The sequence below is a fragment of the Streptomyces sp. 1-11 genome (assembly GCF_007176755.1).
In the GTDB taxonomy this organism is placed as follows: Bacteria; Actinomycetota; Actinomycetes; order Streptomycetales; family Streptomycetaceae; genus Streptomyces.
Genome location: NZ_BJTV01000008.1, coordinates 240,730 through 261,090, shown reverse-complemented (window position 1 = coordinate 261,090; position 20,361 = coordinate 240,730). Strand labels below are relative to the sequence as shown.

Genomic DNA, 20,361 nt, shown 5'->3' with positions numbered 1-20,361 from the left:
CCGGCGGGGACGGGCCCCCCGCCGTCCGCTCCGCCGTCCGGCCGCCCTCCGCCCCGTGTCGCCGTGGGCGGCCGGTCAGCCCCGCTCGGTGACGTAGAGGCTCTGCGTGCCGCGGCCCAGCGGGCCCTTCTCGTCGTGCAGCGCGGACTCGGCGAGGCCGATGCCGGCGCCGTCCACCATCGTCCGCGCGTCCAGGCAGACCCACTCCCCCTCGGGGTGGCGGTGCAGGCTCACGGTGAGATCGGCGTTGACGAAGACGTAGCGGTGGTAGTCGAGCGCCGAGCTGACGCCGTTGCCCGAGTCGGCGGCCGTCAGCACACGGCTGAGCGGTGCGGTCTCCTCGCCCGCCACCAGGGGCACCCTCATGCGCATCCACGCCGTGGCCGGGCCGGGCTCCAGGAAGGATCCCGCGGCGAAGCGCACGTCCATGGCGGTGTGGTAACCCTGGTCCCAGGGGACGGGGAAGAACGCGCGCGGGGACACGGCCGCGGGGCCGGGCACCTGCGGGCCCGGCGAGACCTGCGGCACCGATCCGGGCGCCGTCCGCATCAGCAGGGCCGTCGCCCGCATCACCTCCGCCCCGCCGTCCGGGGTCAGGGAGGCCTCGACGAGCTCGACGCCACGCCCGGCCCGCAGCACACGGGTGGCGACGGTGAGCGGCCGTATGGGCACGGGCCGGGTGATCTCGTAGGTGAGCCGGGCGACGCGCATGTCGGGCCGGCCGCCGGGGCGCTGCTCCACGGCGAGCCCGAGCAGCGCGGCCGGCGGGCCGGCGTGCTGGGAGCCGGCGTCCCAGGGACCCCGGGTGTAGTCGGTGGGCAGGAACCGGTCGGCGGCCTCCCGCTCGTAGAAGGCCTCTGCTTGCGACGACGGCATGGCGCATCCTCCCTGTCCCAGTGGACCCGCCGAGCACCTTACCAAGCGCTTGCTCACCTCGGGGCGGATGCGGCCCGGCTCGAGGAAGCCGCCACCCACCCGCCCCGTCGCCGCCGGTGTCGCGCCACACGCCCCAGGTCAAGAGGAATTGGGTCTTCCGTTTGCAGCGGCGGGCGCGTAGGTTCCGAGTACCCCGCGTCGGCGCCCATCGAGGTGTCGGCCCGCCGGTCCCGGGACGGCGGGCCGCGCGGGGTCCAAATACACATTCCCGGTGGGCACTTGAGCCTGCCGGGGTACACCGCGCACCGCTGTCCGGCGGCGCGGATGCGCCCTGCCCGACGGCGGCCCGTCGGCCGCTGCGGCGCACCCGGACCCGGCCGTTACGGAGTCTCCGTCGCCATGCGGGAAGAGCGGCGACGCGCGGTCTCAGACCGGGCTCAGCGGATGCGCCGCCGTGACGGACCTCGGCGGCCAGGCCTGCGGGGAGAGAATGCCGAGCACATAGGCGCGGGCCACCAGCGCCGGGCGGGTGGCGGCGTCCAGCAGGTCGCGCAGCCGGCTCAGGTGGTAGTCCACGGTCTGCCGGGAGAGGTGCAGCGCTCCGGCGATCTCCGCGTTGCTGCGCCCGGCGGCCAGCAGGGCGAGTATGCGCACCTGGGCCGCGGTCAGGGGCGGTCGCGCCTCGTGCGGCAGGCCGAGGTGCGTCATGACGGCCCACACGCCGGCCACCCGCTCCGGGACGCGGGAGACCGCGCTCAACTGGACCAGGGCCCGGCGCTGCCGGCTGTCCGCGTCGACGAGTACGGCGGCGGCGCGCGCGCTTCTGCGCCGTCCGCCGACGAGGTCCTGCCACAGGCGGTGCAGGGCGGTGCGTTCGGGGGTGTCGGCCAGCAGGGTGTCCACGGGCCGGCCGATGAGGTCGGAGAGGCGCACGCGCAGGAGTTCGGCGACCGCGGTGCCGGCCTCCTCGACGAGCCCGTCCGCCGACAGCCGTACGCAGGGCAGGCCGCTGCGGTCGCGCAGCGCCCGTAAGTCCTCCTCGGCGCGGTGCCGTTGGTCCAGCGCCCGGGTGTGCTCGGTGACGTCGACGTAGATGCCGGCCACGCAGCGCGCGGCGCCCCAGCGGACCGGGAAGCGGTAGCCGGCGGCGTGCCCCGGTGAGCCGTCGGAGCGCCGGTAGGTGAGGGTGTGCCGGACGGGGGTGCCGCAGGACAGGGTCTCGCGGTCCAGGGCGCGGAACCGTTCGACGTCCTCGGGCTCGTCGACGTCGGCGAGGTGACGGCCGATCAGCGCGTCGCGCGTGGTGCCGTACAGGTGGGCGTAGGCGTGGTTGGCCCACAGGTAGCGGCCGGCGGCGTCGCGCACGAAGGCCGCGGCCGGGGTGAGGTCGGCGAACGAGGCGTACGGGTTCCCCTCCGCGCCGCCGCCCACCTCGACCGCCACTCCCCTGCTGCCGTGCCGGTCCGGGCCGTCGTCGCGGGCCGGCCAGTTCACGTCGAAGGTGCGGCCCTCGAAGGACGCCTGGTACGGGCCGGCGCCGGCGGGGAGCGGCGTGCCGCCGCGGTCGGCGCAGAGGGCTTCCAGGAAGCGCCGGGCGGTGCGCTCGTCGTCGAACGCGCCGCCCCCGCTGTCGACGACTGTCAGTCCGCCGTCGGCCTCCCACCAGGACACCGGAAGGGTTTCGAGCAGCGCCTTGAAATCGGCCTCGTCCACGGCCCAACTCCTTCAACCGTCTACTACGTTACTTTGCGTAACACTTCATGCGTATCCCGTAGCGCGGCGGACATGCGGGGCGGCCGGACGCGGCGCCTGGGGGCGGCCGCGGCAGCAGCACACCACCGGCCGCCCACAGGACCGTCGAGACCGCCGGCAGTCGGGCATTTGCCTGAGCCGTTCGCGTATCGCGGCCCCTCGCAAGGGGGTTGGGACTGGTTCGCTTGAAGGAGGCGGTGGCACGGCGGGGTCGTACCGGCCCGGCCGCGGGCCCGCCGCCGGCACACGGCGCGGTGCGCGCCTCGGTCGTCGTCGATTCAAGAGGAGTTGGGTATTCGTGAGCAGGGTGCTGTACGTGCATGCCAAGGGCGGTCCCCCGGTGGGGCACGCCCTGACGCGGGTGGCCGCGAGGTCCGCGGTGCACCTGCTGGCACTCAGCGAGCTGCCCGCCGCGGTGGCGGCGGACGCCGCCGGGCTGTGCGACTCGGTCGTCATGGCCGGCGACCCGCCCGGTTCCGATCTGGTCGGGCTGATCGCCGCGCGGGCGCGCGAGGTCGGCGCGGACGCGGTCGTCACGTTCTCGGAGTACGCGGTGGTCGCGGTCGCCGAGGCGTCCCGGCGGCTCGGGCTGCGCGGTGCCGGGCCCGCCGCCGCGCTGGCCCGGGACAAGCGGCTGATGCGCCGCGCCTGGGAGCGCCACGGGATACCCCAGCCCAGGTTCCGCTCGGTCACCAGCGCCGCCGAACTGGACCGCGCCGCAGCCGAGTTGAATTATCCCCTGCTGTTGAAGGCGGCCTGGAGCGCCGGTTCGACGGCGCACCAGATCATCGAGGCGCCCGAACTGGCGCGGGCGGCCTGGCAGCGGTCGCGGGCGGTGATGACGGAGTCGGCGCGGCTGGGATTCGCTGAGCTCCATGTGGCGGGCGCCGGCGAGGACTTCATCGTCGAGGAGATCGTCAGCGGCTGCGCCGGCGACTGGTTCGACGGCTCGGGCTGGGGTGACTACGTCAGCGTCGAGGGCGTGGTCGTGGACGGCGTCTTCCGCCCGGTGTGCGTGAGCGGGCGGATGCCGACGGTGGCGCCGTTCACCGAGCGGGCCGGCATCACCCCGGCCGCGCTCGGCGCCGACGCCCAGGACCGGATCGTGGAGCTGGCCCGGCAGGCCGTCGAGGCCCTGGGGCTGGAGGACTGCGGGACGCACACGGAGATCAAGCTGGGCGCGGACGGCCGCATGTGGGTCATCGAGACGGCCGCGCGGTTCGGCGGCGCGATGACGGTGCCCCAGATCGAGGAGGTCTTCGGGCTCGACCTGGTGGGCCTGTTCACCGATCAGCTCCTGGGCCGTTCGCCCGAGTGGCCCGCGCGGGCGCTGACCGGCGAGGACGCCGAGGGTGCGGCAGGTTCCCTGGTGGTCCTCGCGGTGGACGGCGACGGCGCTCCCTGGGCCCGGCGTCATCTGTGGGACCCGGCGGCCGTGCTGCGCGGCGCCCCGATCGGCGCGGGCAGTTCGCTGTCCGTGGTGCACGAGAACTCGCTGCCGCAGGGCGCGCCGGTGCCGGTCTACGACCCGGCCGCCGGGGCCAACACCATGGCGGGGCTGTGCCTGCTGTCGGCCGACCGGCCGCAGTCCGTGGTCCGGGACCTCACCGCGCTGGTGGACGCCATGCCGCGCATCCTGCCCACGCACATCGGCGAGGGGGTGCGGGCATGACCCTCACCCTGGACGCGACGGGTGCACCGGACGCGGCCGGCGAACGGACGGTCGTGGGCGCCAATCTCTCGCTGCCGCTGTTCCGCGCCCTGTCCGGGGTGCTGGCCGGGCACCCCTACCTGAAGGTCGTGGTGGACCGCGCGGAGGACACCTGGCACCTGCTCGACACCCGGGTGCACCCCTTCCACGTCAACTACATCGCGACCCGGATCCTCGGCCTGACGCTGGACGAACTCGACGCGGACCTGGACGCGTTCAACGCCTCCGTCTACACGGACCCCGAACGCCGTTTCCTGCTCGGCGTGCTGTCCCTGCACACCGACGAGGAGGCCGACGGCGACGAGCGGCCCTTCCTGGTGCTGGAGACGACCGAGGCCGACACCATGCACGGGGCCCTGCTGGAGGAGTTCTACGGCTATGTGCGCGGGCGGGTGGACGGGCGCCTGCCGCTGCTGCTGAAGCCCGCCAACCACGGGCAGGAGCACGAGCTGTCCCACGTCAGCGAGACGCGGGTGCCGCGGATCCTCAGCCACGAGCTGTTCGGCAACCGGACCCGCACCTGTCTCAACCCGGGCGAGGCGCGGGGCCGGCTGCGCTACTTCCGCACCCTGGCGGAGTACGAGGGCGCGGCGCGGGAGCTGGGCTGGTCGGACATCGTCGCGATGCCCTGCCCGCCCGACGACGTGCCGCGCGTCGCCGGGATCATCAACACGGCCCCCATCACGCCGCTCTCCCACACCAACGTCCTCGCCTCGGGCTGGGGCATCCCCAACGCGATCGTCCGCGACCTCGACGACGTCGTACGGCGCGAGGCGCTGGACGGCGCGTGGGTGCGCTACAGCGCCCAGGAGGACGCCGTCACCGTGGAACGGCTGTCGCGCGCACCGGCGTTGACCAAACCCGCCTGGCACCAGCAGCGGATCCGTCTTGAGGCGCCGCTGCTCGAGGACGCTCCGGTGCTCGCGCTGCACCGGCTGCGCGGCGCGGACCGCGACAGCTACGGCACCAAGGCGGCGAACCTCGGGGAGCTGCACCACGTCCTGGACAGCCGCACCGCGGACCTGACCGCGTTCTACGCGCGTCCGCGTCCGCCGCGGCCCGATCTGCTCGGCCATCTCGCGGCCCGGCTCGGTGAGCCCGGCGCGTCGCGGGAGCGGCTGCGTGCCGCGGCCGCGGCCCAGGTGGCGCAGACGGTCCGCGCGCCGGAGGGCGTGGCGCTGCCGTTCCGGCTGCACCATCTCTTCCTCACCTCGTCGCCCGCGCTGCAACAGGGCATCGGCAAGCTGAAGATGGCGCTCGAACTGGAGGCGTTCGACGTGGTCGACTCGCTCGCGCTCAGCCTCCAGCAGCTGACGCGCGCCACGCCGGTGCCCGACGAGGTGGAACGCGCGATCCTCGCGTCGGTGGCGCCACTGTCGGCCGGCGGGGGCCGTCTGGTGGTGCGCTCCTCCTCCAACGCCGAGGACCTGCCGGGCTTCTCCGCCGCCGGCATCTACGACTCGGTCACCACGGTGCGCGGCACGGACCAGCTCATGGACGCCGTGCGTCAGGTGTGGGCGTCGCTGGTGTCGCCGCGCAGTGTGCGCCTGCGGCACCAGGCCGGTATCCCGCTGGACGACACCTACATGGGCGTCATCGTCCAGGAGTACGTGCCGGCCGGTCTCGGAGGGGTGCTGGTGACCTGCAATCCGACCCGTCGCGAGGACTTCCGCAACGTGTACCTCAACTGCGCGCCGGGATCGCCCGAGCGGGTGGTCGACGGCACGGTCCTGCCCCAGCAGTACCTCTACAACACCGTCGAGGGCGGCGGCCGTACGGTCGACATCGGGTCGTCGGGCGAGGACCTGCCGGCCGCGACCCGCGCCGCGCTGGCCCGGCTGGCCCTGGCCGGGCGGCTGCTGCAGTCGCACTTCGGCGCGGACGACCCGGACGCCGCACTGGACATCGAGTGGCTCATGACCGCCGAGGGGGCGTTCCGCCTGGTCCAGGTCCGCCCGTACTCGCGGTGAGGCCCGGCATGCGCTCCCCGCGCCCCACCGCTCCGGCGGCGGCCCCGAGTCCGGCCGCGCGGCGTGTCATCCGTCTGAACAACGGCTTCCAACTGCTGTTCAACCTGCTGTGGTGGATGCCCGTCTTCTACGCATACCAGCGTGACGCGGGTCTGTCCGACGACCAGATCTTCGGCATCCAGAGCATCTACTACATCGCCTTCTGCCTCTTCGAGATACCGACCGGGGCCATCGCCGACCGCATCGGCGCCCGCAACTGCCTGGGCGCCGGGGCGGTGGTGATGACGGCGGCCAACCTGGCCCCGGTCCTGTCCCCGTCGTACACGGGCTTCCTGGTGCACTTCCTCGCCATCGCCGCCGGGCGCTCGCTGACCTCCGGGGCGGCGAGCGCCTACCTGTACGACGGGCTGCGGGCCGAGGGGGCGCAAACACACTATCTGCGCGCCGAGGGCACGGCCCGGGCCCTCGGGCTCGCCGCCAAGGTGGTCTGCTGGCCGCTGGTCGGGCCCCTGATGACGCTGGCCCCGCAGGCCCCGTACGTGCTCAGCGCCGCGAGCGCGGCCGGTTCCCTCGGCTGCGTCCTCGCCCTGCCACGGCTGGCCGGGCCCCGGGGCGGCCCCGTCCGTCCGGGCGCCCGGCCGGGGCGCGACGGCGGTCTCCTGCGCGACACCCGGACGGCGCTGCGCACCCTCAGGTCGTCACCGTGGCTGGCCCTGCTCATGGTGCAGGGCGTGGCCGTCTTCACGCTGTCCCGGATCTGCCAGGTGAACCTGTTCCAGCCGGTGCTCCTGGAGCACGGCATCGGGGAGGGCGCGCACGGCGGGGTGCTCGCGGCGATGACGGTCGCGGAGGCGGTGACCTCGGCCCGTCCCCAGTGGCTGGGCCGCCGGGTGCCGCCGGTGGTGTGGGTGTCCCTGCTGAGCGTGGCGCTCGCCGGGACGCTGGCGGGCACCGCCGTCGGCGGGCCCTGGGCCGTGGTGGCGCTGTTGTGCGCGTTCGCCGCGATCACCGGGTTCGTGTACCCGGTGCAGCGCAAGCTCGTCAACGACGCCATCCCGGCGAACGCCCCGCGGGCCACGCTGCTGTCGGTGGAGAGCATCGTGGACCGCGGTGTGTGCGCGCTGGCCGCGGTCGCCGCGGGCGCCTACCTGGCCGCCGGGCGGCTCGACGCGCTCCTCTGGCAGAGCGCCGGGGTCACCTGCGTGCTGATGCCGGTGCTGCTGCTGGCGCTGCACCGCACACGCTCGCGAAGCGGCCACCGGAGCAAGGGACCCGGCACCGGGGCCCCTGCCGTACCGCCGGCCGACGAGCCGGTCGCCCTGCCCGTCGACGAGGGCGCCGCACCCCGCCCCTGAGCCCGCCGGGGTGCCGAGGACGGCCGGGGGGTGAGCTGGAGCGTCGAGGGGGAGTCCGGCCCGTCGATCGCGTGAGCCGGCGGCGCCGCGCCGGCCCGCCCGGCGGGCCGGTCAAACGGGCCGGTGCGGCGGGTCAGGCGGGCCGGTGCGGCGGGTCAGGCGGGCCGGCTCGTCAGGTGCCGCTGGATCCAGTCGGCGGCGCTCCTGCGGAACAGACGCCGGTTGTCGGCACGGCGGAAGTCGTGCCCCTCCTGACGGAGCATCAGAAGTTCGGCCTCCAGGCCGCGTTCGCGCGCCGCCCGGACGAACTGCCGTGACTCGCCCACCGGCACGTTGGTGTCGTGCTCCCCGTGCACGGCGAGCACCGGTACGCGCAGGGCGTCGACACGGCTCATCGGGGACAGCGACCGCAGCAGTTCACGGTCGTGTTCGGGGTGCCCGTACTTGTGGGCGGCCGACTCGGCGATCCACGGTTCGGTGCCCGCGAAGAACGTGGTGAGGTCGGACATCCCGCAGACCGCCACCCCGGTGCGGAACAGCTCCGGATGCCAGACGAGGGACGCCATCGTCAGGTAGCCGCCGTAGGAGCGGCCCATCACCGCGAGCCGCCGGGGGTCGGCAAGGCCGGCGACGACGACGTGGGCCGCGCAGGCGGCGACGTCCTCGATCGCGGCGAACCGCCTGGTGCCGAGGTCCGCGTCCACGAACGAGCGGCCGTAGCCCGACGAGCCGCGTACGTCGGGCGCGAAGACGTCCAGTCCACGGCCGAGGAGTTCGTGGTAGAGCGTCTGCAGCACGGGGCGCTCCTGTTCCTCGGGGCCGCCGTGCAGGTGCACGACGCAGGGCGCCGCCTCGCCCGGGGAGCGGCCCGGCGCCCTGTAGTACCAGCCGCCGAGGGCGAGCCCGTCCCTGGCGACGGGACGGACGGGAAAGGGCTGTACGGGCGCGTGCCCGGCGTCGGGCACGGCGTCCTCGTCGCGCGAGGACCAGGGGGTGCGCAGGGCTGAGGCGTGCGGCAGCCACCACACGCCGGGCCGCCGCCGCGAGCCTGACAGGGCCACGACCGGGCCGTCCGGGTCGGGGCCGGGCGCGAGCCGGGTTACCACCTCGTGGGGCAGCGGGAGGCCGCGGGCGGCGCCGGCCGGCGGCCCGGCCGCGGCGCGCAGGGCCGTCGGGCCGTCCGTCTCGGGGACGGCGGCGGGCAGCTTCGTGATCTCCAGCTCGCTGACTCCGCGCACGTTCCAGGACAGCACGGCGTGCTGCCCGTCCCGGTGCAGGCTCAGCAGCTCCAGGTCGCAGTCCGGGCGGGCGGCGACCGGCCACTGCGCCAGCCGCCCGCCCCGGGGGCCCAGCCGCACCGCGAGGAGTGCCGCGAATTCACGGCCGCTGTCGCTGCGCAGCCACACGGTGCGGCCGTCGGGGGCGAAGCCGCCGATCCACGGATCGCCGTCGGCCACCCGTACGGTGCAGGTGACGGCGCGGTCCCGGCGGCGGACGACGAGCGCCTCGCGCCGGCCTCGCGGGCCCCGGCGCAGCAGGGCGAGTCTGCCGTCCCGGCTCAGCCCGCAGACGCGCAGGGTCGGGGCCCCCGCCTCGCTCGCCACCAGCACCGGCGCGGTCGCACCCTCGGGGTCCACGAGATAAGCCGCCAGCACCCTCGGGCCCGGTTCCCGCGACGGGGCCGTGCCGGCCTCCTGGATCACGGTGGTGTCCCGGTCCGGCGGGGCGCCGAGCGGTGATCCGCCCAGCAGTACCGCGCGGCCGTCCCGCCCCGCCCAGCCGCCGGTGTGGGCGGGCTCCGGGAGGTCCGCCGCCTGTCCGTCGGCGCCGGTCCTGATCCGGCCGGCGGGCGCGGGCTCGGTGAGCGTCACCGCGATCGCCGAGCCGTCGTGCGTCCAGCAGCCCAGGTAGGCGGAGGCGCCGGGCTCGCCGCCGGCCAGCAGGCGGCGGCCGGTGCCGTCGGGGCGTACGCACAGCACGCGGGTGAGCTCACCGCCGCCGGGGGCCGTGGTGTACGCGATCCAGCGGCCGTCCGGCGACCAGGAGACCTCGGTGACCGGGTCGGGGTCGGCGTCCAGCAGTCGCGCCTCCTCGCCGTCGACGGGCCCGGTCCACAGTTGCGGCACGCCGGTCCGGTCGCAGATGAAGGCGACGTTGCGGCCGCCGGGGTCCATGGAGGGGTACCAGCAGCCGTGCGCGGTCAGCCGCTGCGGTACGTCGTGCGCGGCGGCGGCGTCGGCGAGGAGCACCGGTTCGGGCGCCGGACGGGCCGCCGTCGCCGTGACTCCCCCGGCCGCGCCGGGAGCGGGACGGGCGGCCGGGTCCGCGGAATCCGCGGGGAGCGTCCCCGCGGGTCGCGCCTCACCGCCGTTTGGTTCCGTCGCCGGGGCGGCGCGGGCGCCCGGCGGCCCCGGTTCCCGTGCGTCCGGGTCCTTCGCGGTCAGCGGATTCCGTGCGTCTGCAGCCATATCTCCAGCAGCGCTACCTGCCACAGTGTGTTCGCTCCTCGCCTGGTGCGGTGCGCGTTGGGTGCGTCGAGCAGCTCCGCGACGAACTCCTGGCGGAAGACGCCGCGTTCCTTCGCCTCGGGGGCGGTGAGGGCCTCGCGGACCCGTTGCAGCACCGGACCCGCCATGTGCTTGATCGCCGGGACCGGGAAGTAGCCCTTGGGCCGGTCGACGACCTCCGCCGGGAGGACTCTGCGTCCGGCGGCCTTGAGGATCCCCTTGCCGCCGTCGGCGAGCTTCAGCTCGGGCGGGCAGGCGGCGGCCAGTTCGACCAGTTCGTGGTCGAGGAAGGGGACGCGGGCCTCCAGGCCCCAGTCCATCGTCATGTTGTCCACGCGCTTGACGGGGTCGTCGACCATCATCACCTGGGTGTCCAGCCGGAGGTCGGCGTCCAGCGCGGTCTCGGCGCCCTCGGCCGCCATGTGGGCGCGCACGAACTCGGCGGAGACGTCCCGCCCGGCGAGCAGCCCGGGCTGGAGGATGCGGGCCAGCTCGGTGTGGGAGCGGTCGAAGTAGGTGTCGATGTACGCCTCGGCTGCCTGGTGCCGGGGCACGCCGGACATCGCCGGGTACCAGTGGTAGCCCGCGAACACCTCGTCGGCGCCCTGGCCGCTCTGGACGACCTTGACCTCCTTGGCGACCTGCTCGGACAGCAGGTGGAAGGCGACCACGTCGTGGCTCATCATCGGCTCGCTCATCGCGAGCACCGCCGACTCCAGCGCCCCGGGGATGCGGTCGGACGGCACCAGGAGCTGGCGGTGGCTGGTGTCGAAGTGGCGTGCGACCAGGTCGGAGTAGTGGAACTCGTCGCCCTCCTCGCCGCCCTCGGCCTCGAAGCCGACGCTGAAGGTGGCGAGGTCCCGCTGTCCCTGCTCGGCGAGCAGGGCGACGATGAGGCTGGAGTCCAGCCCGCCCGAGAGCAGCACGCCCACCGGGACGTCGGCCACCATCCGGCGGCGTACGGCGGTGCGCAGCGCGTCCAGCACCGCGTCCGTCCAATCCTCGGCGCCGAGGGCGGCGAACTCGGCCCGGCGGGTGTGGGACGGCTGCCAGTAACGGTGGTCGTGCTGGGTCCCGTCGGCCTCGATGACGCGCACCGTGGCCGGGGGCAGCTTGCGTACGCCGTTGAGCACGGTGTGCGGTGCGGTCACGGTGGCGTGCCAGCTGAAGTACTGGTGCAGGGCCACCGGGTCGAGGGAGGTGTCCACGCCGCCGGCCGCGAGGAGGGCGGGCAGCGAGGAGGCGAACCGCAGCCGGTCGGCGGTCTGCGTCAGGTACAGCGGTTTGATGCCGAGCCGGTCGCGGCCCAGCACGACCCGTCCGCTGTCCAGCTCGACGATCGCGAAGGCGAACATGCCGTGGAAGTGCCGGACGCAGTCGGCGCCCCACTGCCGGTAGGCCTTGAGCACGACCTCGGTGTCGGAGTCGGAGAAGAAATCGTGGCCCAGCGCCCGCAGTTCGTCGCGCAGCTCGCGGTAGTTGTAGACGCAGCCGTTGAAGACGCCGGCGATCCTGGCGCGCGGGTCCGTCATGGGCTGGGCGCCGCTGTCGGAGAGGTCGATGATCTTCAGCCGGCGGTGGCCCAGCGCGACGGCTCCCTGGGACCACACCCCGCGGCCGTCGGGGCCGCGGGCGGCGAGCCGGTCGGTCATCCGCTCCACCGCCGCGACGTCCGGCTTCTCGCCGTCGAGACGTATCTCTCCGCTGATTCCGCACATCAGCTGCTCCTCCGTCCCCTGCCTGCGGACCGGGCCGGCCGCGGCGCGGGTTTGCCGCGCCGGCGCCGGGCCCCGGGCGCGCGCGTGCGGGCGGCGCGTCCGGGGCTGTGGTGGTCGGGGGCCGGGGGATGCTGCGAGGTGTGCATGAGGACGTGACTCTCCTTGATCGACGGATGGGGCGTCCCGGCCGGCCGGGTGGCTCCCGTCCGGCTCGCGCGAGCCGAGGGCCCGGCGCCGCGGGACGTGCGGCTCAGGCGGTCCGGGCCGGGGCGGCGCTGTCGTGGCCGGGGACGTGCGCCGGGACGGGGCCCTGCCACGCGGTGGCCCGGGCCGGCCGCTCGGCCGGACGGCCGCCGGGCCGCTCGCCGCGGGTCTCGGCGATCAGCGTGTCGACGCCGGCGAGCAGGCCTCCGGCCCGGACGGCGCGGCGCAGCCGGTGCGCGGGGCTCCCGTGGGCCAGTGCCTCCTCCAGGAGCGCGTGCACGGTGTTCCAGTCGCCGGACGCCTCGAGCGCCGGGCGCAGCCGGGCCAGCATGCCGGTCAGCACCGTGCGGGCCGGCGCCGCGCGCCGGGTCGCGGGGTCGACGAGCTGGCCTTCCAGGCCCGATCGCGCGGCCCGCCAGGAGGCGGCCCGCAGCCAGTCGTGCCGGCCGCCGCACAGCGGGCCGTCCGCTTGGGCCAGGCGCTCGCAGGCCTCGCGGACCAGGGCCCGGAAGAGGCCCGCGACCAGCACCACGGTCTCCGTCCGCGGGCAGGCGTCGCAGATGCGCAGTTCGAGCGTGCGCTGGTGGGCCGAGGGCCTGACGTCGTGGTAGACCATACCGGCGTCGCTGATGACGCCCGAGCCGATGAGTTCCGCCAGGGCCCTGTCGTAGTCGGCGGCGTCCCGGTGGCAGCCGGCCGGGCCGGCGGTCGGCCACCGCTGCCACAGCATGGTCCGCCAGCTCGCGTACCCAGTGTCGGAGCCCAGCCAGAAGGGCGAGCTGGCCGTCAGGGCGAGCAGCGGCGGCAGCCAGGGCGACACCAGGCACATGGCGCGCACGGCGGTGTCCCGGTCGGGGACGTCCACGTGGACCTGCGCGCTGCAGATGAGCTGTTCGTCGGCGACCCTGCGGTAGTCGTCGGCCATGTGGCGGTAGCGGGCGTCGGCGGTGACGTCCAGGGGGCGGACCCGGGCCAGCGGCACGGTACCCGCGGCGACCACGGCGAGGCCGGCCCCGGCGGCCGCCGAGTCCAGGCGCAACCGGGCCGAGGCGAGGTCGGTATACAGCTCCTCCAGGGTGTCGTGCACCGCGCTGTTGCTCTCCACCACCGAACGCTGCATCTCGGTGGTGAAGCCCGGTCTGCCCAGACGCCCTATCAGCTCCGCGGCGCGTGGCACGAGTCGGCCGCTCTCCACGTCCAGTACATGGAACTCTTCTTCCGCTCCGAGGCGTGGTGTCACGGCTTCTCCCCTGCGAATGGACCACAGCCGCCGGCGCGCCTGTGAGAATGGTCGGCACCGGCCGGTCGACGGGGTCCGGGTTCCCTGATCAGCCCGGGCCAATCACGTCGACTTGCACATGTGAACCCCCAATGCCTCAGGTGAGCGCGGCGATACGGGGAGTGCCCGAGGGACCGGTTCCCGCGGCGTCCGTACCGGGTTAGGCCGGATGCCGGGTCTGGATGCGGGCCCGGGACGCGCGCCCCAAGATCCTGATCATGCGGAAATCCACAGTCACCGGGTCCGTCCCGGGGTCCACGTCCCGGCGGCCGCGGCGCGGTGGGGCGCGGCACGCCATATGGGCGGCCCTGGCCTGCGGCCTCCTGCTGGCGGCGACGGACGCGTGCGACGCCGACGAGCCGAAGGGCCCGAGTGGCGCGCCGGGTAGGAACCATCCCGCCGTGTCGGCCCCTCCCCCGGTGTCCGTTGGCTCGCGCCCGCCTGAGGTCGGTGACCGGATGTGGCAGCGGGTGCCGGCCTCTTCCAGCCAGGTCGTGGTCGTCTACGGCGACAGCCGCGACTCGCCCGACAGCCTCCTCGTGCTTTACGAGCGGGGGGCCGCGGGATGGGAACGCCGGGCCGCCTGGCCCGCCCACAACGGCAGGCTGGGCTGGACCGCGGACCACCGCATGGACGACGAGCGCACACCCGTGGGCGTGTTCGGCCTGACCGACGCGGGCGGCACGCTCGGCAACCCGGGCAGCCGGCTGCCGTACTGGCACGACGACCACGCCTTCGCCTCCACGATCACCGACGACGCGGCCCACGCCCACGACTTCGACTACGTCATCGCCATCAACTACAACCGCCTCGTGGGCGCCCCGCCCTACGACTGGTCCCGGCCCGAGGGCGTGGGCCGGGGCGGCGGCATCTGGCTGCACCTGGACCACGGGGACGGCACGTCCGCCTGCGTCACGATCCCGGAGTCCGGCATGCGGACCCTGCTGCGCACCCTCGACCCGGCCGCCCGGCCCGTCGTGGTGATGGGGGACCGGGAGCGCCTGATGTCCTGAGCGGGTCATCGCGGCCCGTCCGCGTCGAGCCGGGCGAGTCCGTCCTGCCAGCGCCGGCGGCGCTCGGCCCCGGACTGCTCCCACCAGGGTGCGCCGCGCTCGCCCAGCGCGACCTTGGCGCGGTGCACGCGTGCGCGTGCCGACCGTTCGGCCCGCTGGTCCCCCTCGGAGGTCGCGGACCGCACCGCGCGGCGAGCCGCCATGAGGTGCCGTCTCAGGCGGGCGGCGGCCTCCTCGGGAAGGGACGGGTCGGTCGCCCGCCAGCGCCGCCCGCCGATGACGACGTAGTGTCCGTCGGGCGTCGTGCGCGGTGGCCGGTGCTCGTCCATCACGGCCGATTCTGCCCGCACCGGACCAGTTCGGCTCGTGGACGGCCCCTGACCAGGGCGCGGACCCGCTCAGCGCGCCGGGCCCGTCCGGGGACATCAGGCGGCCGAACGCGGGTACCTGGTCTGCGGAGGTTCATGATGTTCGAGGCTGGCGACATCCGTGAGTGGCGTGGGCACGACGTGGTCGACTCCGACGGGCACAAGATCGGCACACTGGAGTCGGTCTACGTCGACACCGCCACCGACAGACCGTCCTTCGCCACGGTGACCGTGGGGCTGCCCACACGCCGCCGGCTGGCCTTCGTGCCGCTCACCGGAGCGACCGTCGGACCGGGCTACCTGCGGGTCGCGTTCGCGAAGGACGCGGTGAAGAAGGCTCCCTCCATCGACACCGACGGCGAGTTGCCGGCGTCGGACGAGCCGGCGGTCTTCGCGCACTACGAACTGGACTACGCGCCGGGCGCCGGCGGCGAACGCCGCCTGGCCCGCCGCTGAACGAACGTCGCCGGGGGCCGCCGTGAAGCGACCGCCGCCGGGGGCCGTCCCCGGACGGCGGCCACCGGCCGAGCACCGCAGGACGGCCGTCCCCGGACGGCCGTCACAGGGCGACCGTCCTCGGACGGCCGCCGCGCACAGCACGACCACCACGTCGAACCGGCCGCCGCGGAGCGGCCGAAGCCACCGGGAGAGCCGATGAGCCTGTTCCTGCTGCTGATCCTCGTGGCCCTCGTGCTGGGCATCATCGGGTTCGCCGCCCACGGGCTGTTCTACCTGCTGATCATCGGTGCCGTCGTGCTGCTGGCCGACCTCGTGTACGCGGCCGTGCGCCTGCACCGGGGCGGCCGCAGGCACCGCGTCGTACGGTAGCGGCCGGACGCCCCTTGACCTCCGCGTCATGGCGGGGCGAGTGCCCCGCCCCGCCATGACGGCGGTTGCGCCCCTTTACCTGTCTACCTGCGCCACGGCCCGGTCACCGCGAAGGTGGTGCCGGGCGTGTAGCAGTTGACGTACATCGTGCGGCCGTCCGGGGCGAAGGTGACCCCGGCGAACTCACCCCACTCGGGTTCCTGCGCGGTCCCGGTGTTCTGCCGGTTCCGCGCCATCGCGTACACCTCGCCCGCGCGGGTCACGCCGAAGACGTGCTGGGCGCCGTTGCCGTCCTCGCACACCATCAGGCCGCCGCTGGGGGCCAGGCAGATGTTGTCCGGGGACTCGCCGGGGAGCCGCACATCGGTGTCCGGGCCGAACACGACGACCAGGGTCAGCCGGCGGCGCGCCGGGTCGTAGCGCCAGATCTGCCCGTAGTGGTCGGCCGCCGAGCCGTTCGCGGCGCGGGCGAAGGAGGACACGAAGTACACGCAGCTCCCTCCCCAGTAGCAGCCCTCCAGCTTCTGGGCGTGGGTGATGCCGCCGGGGCCGTAGTCCTGCAGCCGGGTGGGGGTGCCGGTGGCCAGCGGGTCGGGTACGTCGGCCCACTCGACGCCGTCGAAGTGCGCGCCGGTCTCCTGGACGGTGGAGAGGTCCGGCACGCCGGGCACGCGCATCGCCTGGAGCCGGCCACCCGCCCGCAGCGAGCCCACGCCGCCCAGCGGCTTCTCGGGCAGGAAGCGGTAGAAGAGGCCGAACGGCTTGTCGAAGGCGTCCTCGGTCTCGTAGACGACGCCGTGGCGCGGGTCGACGGCGATCGCCTCGTGCTGGAAGCGGCCCATCGCGGTCAGCGGGACGGCGCCGGTGCGGTGCGGGTCGGTGGGGTGGACCTCGAAGATGAAGCCGTGGTCCTTGGTGTAGCCGTTGGTGCCGGCCCGGTCCTCGGTCTCCTCGCAGGTCAGCCAGGTGCCCCAGGGGGTGCGGCCGCCGGCGCAGTTGACGGCCGTGCCGGCGATCGCGACCCGCTCGGACAGTACGCGCCGTCCGGCGTCGAGGGTCAGCGCCGTACAGCCGCCCTTGCCCGCCGGGTCGTAGGTGAGCCCGGCGACCGTCGGGACGGGGATCTTCGCGGTCACCCGGTTCTCGTGGTTGCGGACGAGGTGCGTACGGTTCGCGGGACCGGCGAACGCGGCCATGCCGTCGTGGTTGGAGGGCACCGGGCCCTCTCCCGAGCGGAGGCGCTCGCCTTCGCGGGAGAGCACGGTGTAGCGGAAACCTTTCGGCAGGTCGAGCAGTCCATGGGGGTCCGGGACGAGCGGGCCGTAGCCGGTGTCGCCCAGGTTCCGCGCGGCGGCGGTGCCCGCGAAGAGCTCGGACAGGGCCCCGGTGAAGGCGATACCCGCCCCCACGGCACGTGCCTGGGCCAGGACCTGACGGCGTGTTGCAGACATGCGGCAGCAACCTTCCTGCTGGCGGACAGGAACTGTGACCCCGCTGTGTCTACCACCCGGTGCGGAACTCGGGAACCACGCCCATCGCACGTGTCACACGCCCGGACGGGACGCGAGCGGCGGGCCGGCGGACGCGCCGCGCGCCCGGGTCTCAGGCCGCCCGGGCCATCTGCCGCACGGTGTTCCCGCGGACGGACCGCGCCGGGGCGGACCTGACGCGGTACGTGACCTTGCCCGGGTCCACGAGCGGGTCGCCGAGGACGATGCGTCCGGCCGCGTGCAGCGCGTCGCACTCGGCCACCGGCAGCGCCATGTACCCGCCGCCCCTGCCGGTGGCCGGGTCGAACGGCTTCCAGTACGCGTACCGGCGGCGGCCTCCCTCGTGCACCGTCAGGAAGACCGTGGTGCTCGGGTCCGCGATGATGCGCAGGAGATCGGCGGCGCCGCGGCCGAGCGGAGCACCCTGGGATCTCTGGTGACGCGGGAGCATCATCTGCATCAAGAACGGCCTCCTACGGCAGGAACTGACGACCGATTACCCACTTCGGGCCATGTCGATCTCACTGCACCGGAATTAATCAGACGGCACTGACAATCGGCTCTCGTGCGACGCCGCCGGCCGTCCGCGACTCGCCCCTGGCCCACCACCCGGACCGCCGCCACCGACCCGCCCTGGGCCCGCCCCGGGCCCGCCCGGGGCCCGCGTGGTGTCGCGCGGCGGGCCGCCGGACACCGTCGCCCCGCGTCACCGATCACCCGCCCGGCGCAGTGCCCGTCCGCTGCCCCGCCGCCGGCCGGCCGACGCAGCGACGGGTGGCACCGCCTCCCGGTCACCGCCTCCCGGTCAGGCGTCCCGCCGGGCCCGCGTGGACTCGGGCTCCGCGGCGTCCCAGCTCCGGTCCGTCGACATCACGGGCGAACGGGTCAGGCCGATGATGCCCAGCGCCATGAGGAGGATGCCGGCGATCTCGGGCACGATCCGCCAGCCCAGGGCGATGCTCTCGCCGAAGAGAAAACCGCCGAGGATGACGCTGATCAGGGCGTCGCCCAGGGTCAGGGCCGGCTGGGAGGCGGCCAGGGTGCCGGCCCGCAGCGCCCACTGGAGCAGCAGGACGCTCAGCAGGCCGGTGACGGCGACGGCGTAGGTGTGCCAGGTGGTGAGGACCGCGACGGCCCCCTCCGGGAACCTCGCGGTCACCTCCTTGATCAGCGCCGCCGTGACCGCGAAGCAGGCGGCGGTCGCACAGCCGAGAGTGGCGGCCTGCAGCGGGCCGCGCATGCGCCTCGCGACCGCCAGCAGGACGGCGACGCCGCACGCCAGCCCGCCTCCGACGGCGAGCCAGTCCCAGTCGGAGGCCCGGTCGCCGCCGGGCGCCGGCGAGGCGCTGAGCAGGAAGAGCGCCAGTCCCCCGGCCAGCGCGGCGAAGGAACCCCAGGTGGCGGCCCTGGGCCGGCGGCGGAACACGATCGCGCCGATGAGGAGGGTGAACAGCAGTTCGCTGGCCAGCAGGGGCTGCACCAGCGAGAGCTGCCCGGAGTCGAGGGCGATCACCTGGAAGACCGCGGAAGCGCACATGGCCAGTGCTCCCGCCCACCAGAAGGGGCGGCGCAGCAGTCCCCCCAGGCGGGCCGCCGCCGCGCGGACGCCGCGGCCGGAGACCTCGTCGGGTTCGACCGCGGCCCGCCGCTGCAGGACCGACGCCGCCCCGTTGGACAGCGCCGACAGCAGCGCCGTGATGACGGTGAGCACGTTCATGCGACTGCCTGTCGTTCGCGGGCGGACCCGGCGGGCGGCCACCGCACGCTCGGTCGATCGATGGACAAAGATAGGCAAAGCGAACAAAGACGTATCCGCCGTGCGCGGTGATAAACCTGTCCATACCGCCCGTCCACCACGGGCGGCCGCCGGTCGGCACCCCTTGGCGGCCGGTGCCACGGAACCCGTCGTGCCCGCCGTCCGCCGCCCCCACGAGGTGACCATGCCGCGTACGTGCCACCCGCCGAGCCCGGACCGCCCGGCCCCACGGTTCGCTCGGACCGCTCCGCCCGTCCGCCCGGCCGGACGGGTGCCGGACGCCGCGCCGGTGCGGCGCCTGCCGTGAGCCGGCTGCTGGTGGTCAGCGCGAGCATGGGCTCGGGCCACGACGCGGTGGCACGCGAACTTGCCCGGCGGCTACGGGCGGCCGGGCACGAGGCCGTGCACCGGGACGTGCTGGAGCTGCTGCCCGCCCGTGCCGGAGCCGGGCTGCGCGGCTTCTACCGCGCGACGATCCGGCACGCGCCCGCCCTCTACGGGGGCATCTACGCCGCCTTCTTCCGGGGCGGCGGGGGGCCGCGGCCGGGCAGCGCGCCGCTTGCCGCACTCGCCGGCGACCGGTTGCGGGCGGAGGTGGCGGGCGAGCGCGCCGACGCGGTCGTATCGGTCTTCCATCTCGCCGCCCAGCTCACCGGCGGCCTGCGGACGCGGGGCCGGCTTACGGTGCCCAGCGCGGTGGTCATCACCGACTTCGCCGTACACCGGCAGTGGCTGCACCAGGGCAACGACCTGCACCTGTGCCTCACCCCGCAGATCGCCGGGGAGGTGCGGCACCGCCTCGGGCGCCCCGCCACCGCCTGCGGTCCACTGCTGCCGGAACGGTTCCGCCCGCACCCGTCCGGTGAGGCGTCCTGGCGGCGGCGACTCGCGGCCGGCGGCGACCGCCCGCCCGTGCTGCTGTCGGCCGGAGCGTGGGGGGCGGGCAGCCGGCTCGGCGCGACGGCCCGGCTGCTGGCCTCCGCCGGGTACCTGCCGGTCGTCCTGTGCGGGCGCAACGAGCGCCTGCGCCGCCTTGTGTCGAAGGCGCCGGGAACGCTCGCCCTGTCCTGGGTGGACGACATGCCTGGCCTGCTCTCGGCGTGCGCGGCGCTGGTCGACAACGCGGCCGGGCAGACGGCGCTGGAGGCGCTGGCCGTCGGTGTGCCGGTCGTCGGGTACCGGCCGATCCCGGGCCACGGCGCCGAGGGGGTGCACCGCATGGCGGCACTCGGCCTGACCGAGCACGCCGCCGATCCGTGGCAGCTCCTGCGGTGCCTTGACCGCCTCACCTCGGCCGCTCCGGCACCCGGCGGCCGCGGCCTGGCGCGGGGCGACGTCGTGGGCCCGCTGGAACGTCTCTGCTCGTGACGTCCCGGGGGGGGCGGGACAACCGGCGCGGACTGTACGGGCCCGCCCCACACCCGACCGCCACAGCCGGGCGCGCGACGACGCCGCACGCGAGCCGAAGCGTCTCCGCACCTGACGTCCAGGCCGCCGGGTCAACCGACGCGAACCGAACCAGCCCGGCACCCGA

16 protein-coding genes are annotated in these 20,361 nt (G+C 74.9%); 7 read left to right on the top strand and 9 right to left on the bottom strand.

Annotated features, from left to right (window positions below):
• Positions 1 to 75: 75 nt before the first annotated feature.
• Both TNCT1_RS19505 and TNCT1_RS19500 read right to left on the bottom strand, forming a co-directional pair.
• Complete coding sequence (locus TNCT1_RS19505) at positions 76 to 876, bottom strand: thioesterase family protein (protein WP_143633787.1); 801 nt, start codon at positions 874 to 876, stop codon at positions 76 to 78.
• 426 nt (positions 877 to 1,302) lie between these two features.
• The gene (locus TNCT1_RS19500) at positions 1,303 to 2,589 is read right to left on the bottom strand and encodes a PAS domain-containing protein (RefSeq protein WP_143633785.1); all 1,287 of its coding nucleotides are present in this window, start codon (positions 2,587 to 2,589) and stop codon (positions 1,303 to 1,305) included.
• Positions 2,590 to 2,926: 337 nt separating this feature from the next.
• Between TNCT1_RS19500 and TNCT1_RS19495 the strand changes: the two genes are divergently transcribed.
• The 3 genes from TNCT1_RS19495 to TNCT1_RS19485 are packed head-to-tail and all read left to right on the top strand — an operon-like array spanning position 2,927 to position 7,664.
• On the top strand, positions 2,927 to 4,300 hold the full coding sequence (locus TNCT1_RS19495; RefSeq protein ID WP_143633783.1) for an acetyl-CoA carboxylase biotin carboxylase subunit family protein: 1,374 nt from the start codon (positions 2,927 to 2,929) through the stop codon (positions 4,298 to 4,300).
• Positions 4,297 to 6,309 (top strand): PEP/pyruvate-binding domain-containing protein, encoded by a 2,013-nt coding sequence (locus TNCT1_RS19490; RefSeq protein ID WP_143633781.1) that lies wholly within the window; start codon positions 4,297 to 4,299, stop codon positions 6,307 to 6,309. The genes TNCT1_RS19495 and TNCT1_RS19490 overlap by 4 nt, the downstream gene beginning before the upstream one ends.
• Before the next feature lie 8 nt (positions 6,310 to 6,317).
• Entirely contained in the window at positions 6,318 to 7,664 is a 1,347-nt protein-coding gene (locus TNCT1_RS19485) for an MFS transporter (protein ID WP_143633779.1), read from the top strand.
• A gap of 155 nt (positions 7,665 to 7,819) precedes the next feature.
• Here the strand turns inward: TNCT1_RS19485 and TNCT1_RS19480 are convergent, their stop codons facing one another.
• The 3 genes from TNCT1_RS19480 to TNCT1_RS19470 form a co-directional block, all read right to left on the bottom strand.
• The gene (locus tag TNCT1_RS19480) at positions 7,820 to 10,132 is read right to left on the bottom strand and encodes a prolyl oligopeptidase family serine peptidase (protein WP_143633777.1); all 2,313 of its coding nucleotides are present in this window, start codon (positions 10,130 to 10,132) and stop codon (positions 7,820 to 7,822) included.
• Entirely contained in the window at positions 10,105 to 11,889 is a 1,785-nt protein-coding gene (locus tag TNCT1_RS19475) for an N-acetylglutaminylglutamine amidotransferase (RefSeq protein ID WP_143633775.1), read from the bottom strand. Before TNCT1_RS19475 ends, TNCT1_RS19480 begins: the two co-directional genes overlap by 28 nt.
• A 250-nt stretch (positions 11,890 to 12,139) precedes the next feature.
• The gene (locus TNCT1_RS19470; RefSeq protein WP_143633772.1) at positions 12,140 to 13,333 is read right to left on the bottom strand and encodes a YbdK family carboxylate-amine ligase; all 1,194 of its coding nucleotides are present in this window, start codon (positions 13,331 to 13,333) and stop codon (positions 12,140 to 12,142) included.
• Positions 13,334 to 13,842: 509 nt separating this feature from the next.
• Between TNCT1_RS19470 and TNCT1_RS19465 the strand changes: the two genes are divergently transcribed.
• Positions 13,843 to 14,385 carry a L,D-transpeptidase family protein gene (locus tag TNCT1_RS19465; RefSeq protein WP_308789287.1) on the top strand — a complete coding sequence of 181 codons (543 nt, stop codon included), beginning with the start codon at positions 13,843 to 13,845 and terminating at the stop codon, positions 14,383 to 14,385.
• Between the two features lie 5 nt (positions 14,386 to 14,390).
• Here TNCT1_RS19465 and TNCT1_RS19460 read toward each other — a convergent pair whose 3' ends face one another.
• Positions 14,391 to 14,714, bottom strand: a complete 324-nt coding sequence (locus TNCT1_RS19460) for a hypothetical protein (RefSeq protein ID WP_143633768.1) — start codon at positions 14,712 to 14,714, stop codon at positions 14,391 to 14,393.
• A 138-nt stretch (positions 14,715 to 14,852) separates the two neighbouring features.
• Here TNCT1_RS19460 and TNCT1_RS19455 point away from each other — a divergent pair, with 138 nt between their 5' ends.
• Together TNCT1_RS19455 and TNCT1_RS35860 are read left to right on the top strand one after the other, a co-directional pair.
• Positions 14,853 to 15,209: a PRC-barrel domain-containing protein gene (locus TNCT1_RS19455; protein ID WP_143634013.1), complete on the top strand. Its 357-nt coding sequence runs from the start codon at positions 14,853 to 14,855 to the stop codon at positions 15,207 to 15,209.
• A gap of 198 nt (positions 15,210 to 15,407) precedes the next feature.
• On the top strand, positions 15,408 to 15,581 hold the full coding sequence (locus TNCT1_RS35860) for a hypothetical protein (protein ID WP_174266353.1): 174 nt from the start codon (positions 15,408 to 15,410) through the stop codon (positions 15,579 to 15,581).
• Positions 15,582 to 15,664: 83 nt separating this feature from the next.
• Here the strand turns inward: TNCT1_RS35860 and TNCT1_RS19450 are convergent, their stop codons facing one another.
• The 3 genes from TNCT1_RS19450 to TNCT1_RS19440 all read right to left on the bottom strand — a co-directional run bounded on the left by TNCT1_RS19450 (position 15,665) and on the right by TNCT1_RS19440 (position 18,788).
• The gene (locus TNCT1_RS19450) at positions 15,665 to 17,032 is read right to left on the bottom strand and encodes a PhoX family protein (protein ID WP_143633766.1); all 1,368 of its coding nucleotides are present in this window, start codon (positions 17,030 to 17,032) and stop codon (positions 15,665 to 15,667) included.
• 151 nt (positions 17,033 to 17,183) lie between these two features.
• A complete protein-coding gene (locus TNCT1_RS19445) occupies positions 17,184 to 17,531 on the bottom strand; it encodes a hypothetical protein (protein ID WP_143633764.1) in 348 nt (115 codons plus the stop codon).
• Between the two features lie 345 nt (positions 17,532 to 17,876).
• A complete protein-coding gene (locus tag TNCT1_RS19440; protein WP_143633762.1) occupies positions 17,877 to 18,788 on the bottom strand; it encodes a DMT family transporter in 912 nt (303 codons plus the stop codon).
• Positions 18,789 to 19,160: 372 nt separating this feature from the next.
• On the opposite strand from TNCT1_RS19440, the gene TNCT1_RS19435 reads away from it, so the two are divergent.
• A complete protein-coding gene (locus TNCT1_RS19435) occupies positions 19,161 to 20,195 on the top strand; it encodes a galactosyldiacylglycerol synthase (RefSeq protein WP_143634011.1) in 1,035 nt (344 codons plus the stop codon).
• Positions 20,196 to 20,361: the final 166 nt, after the last annotated feature.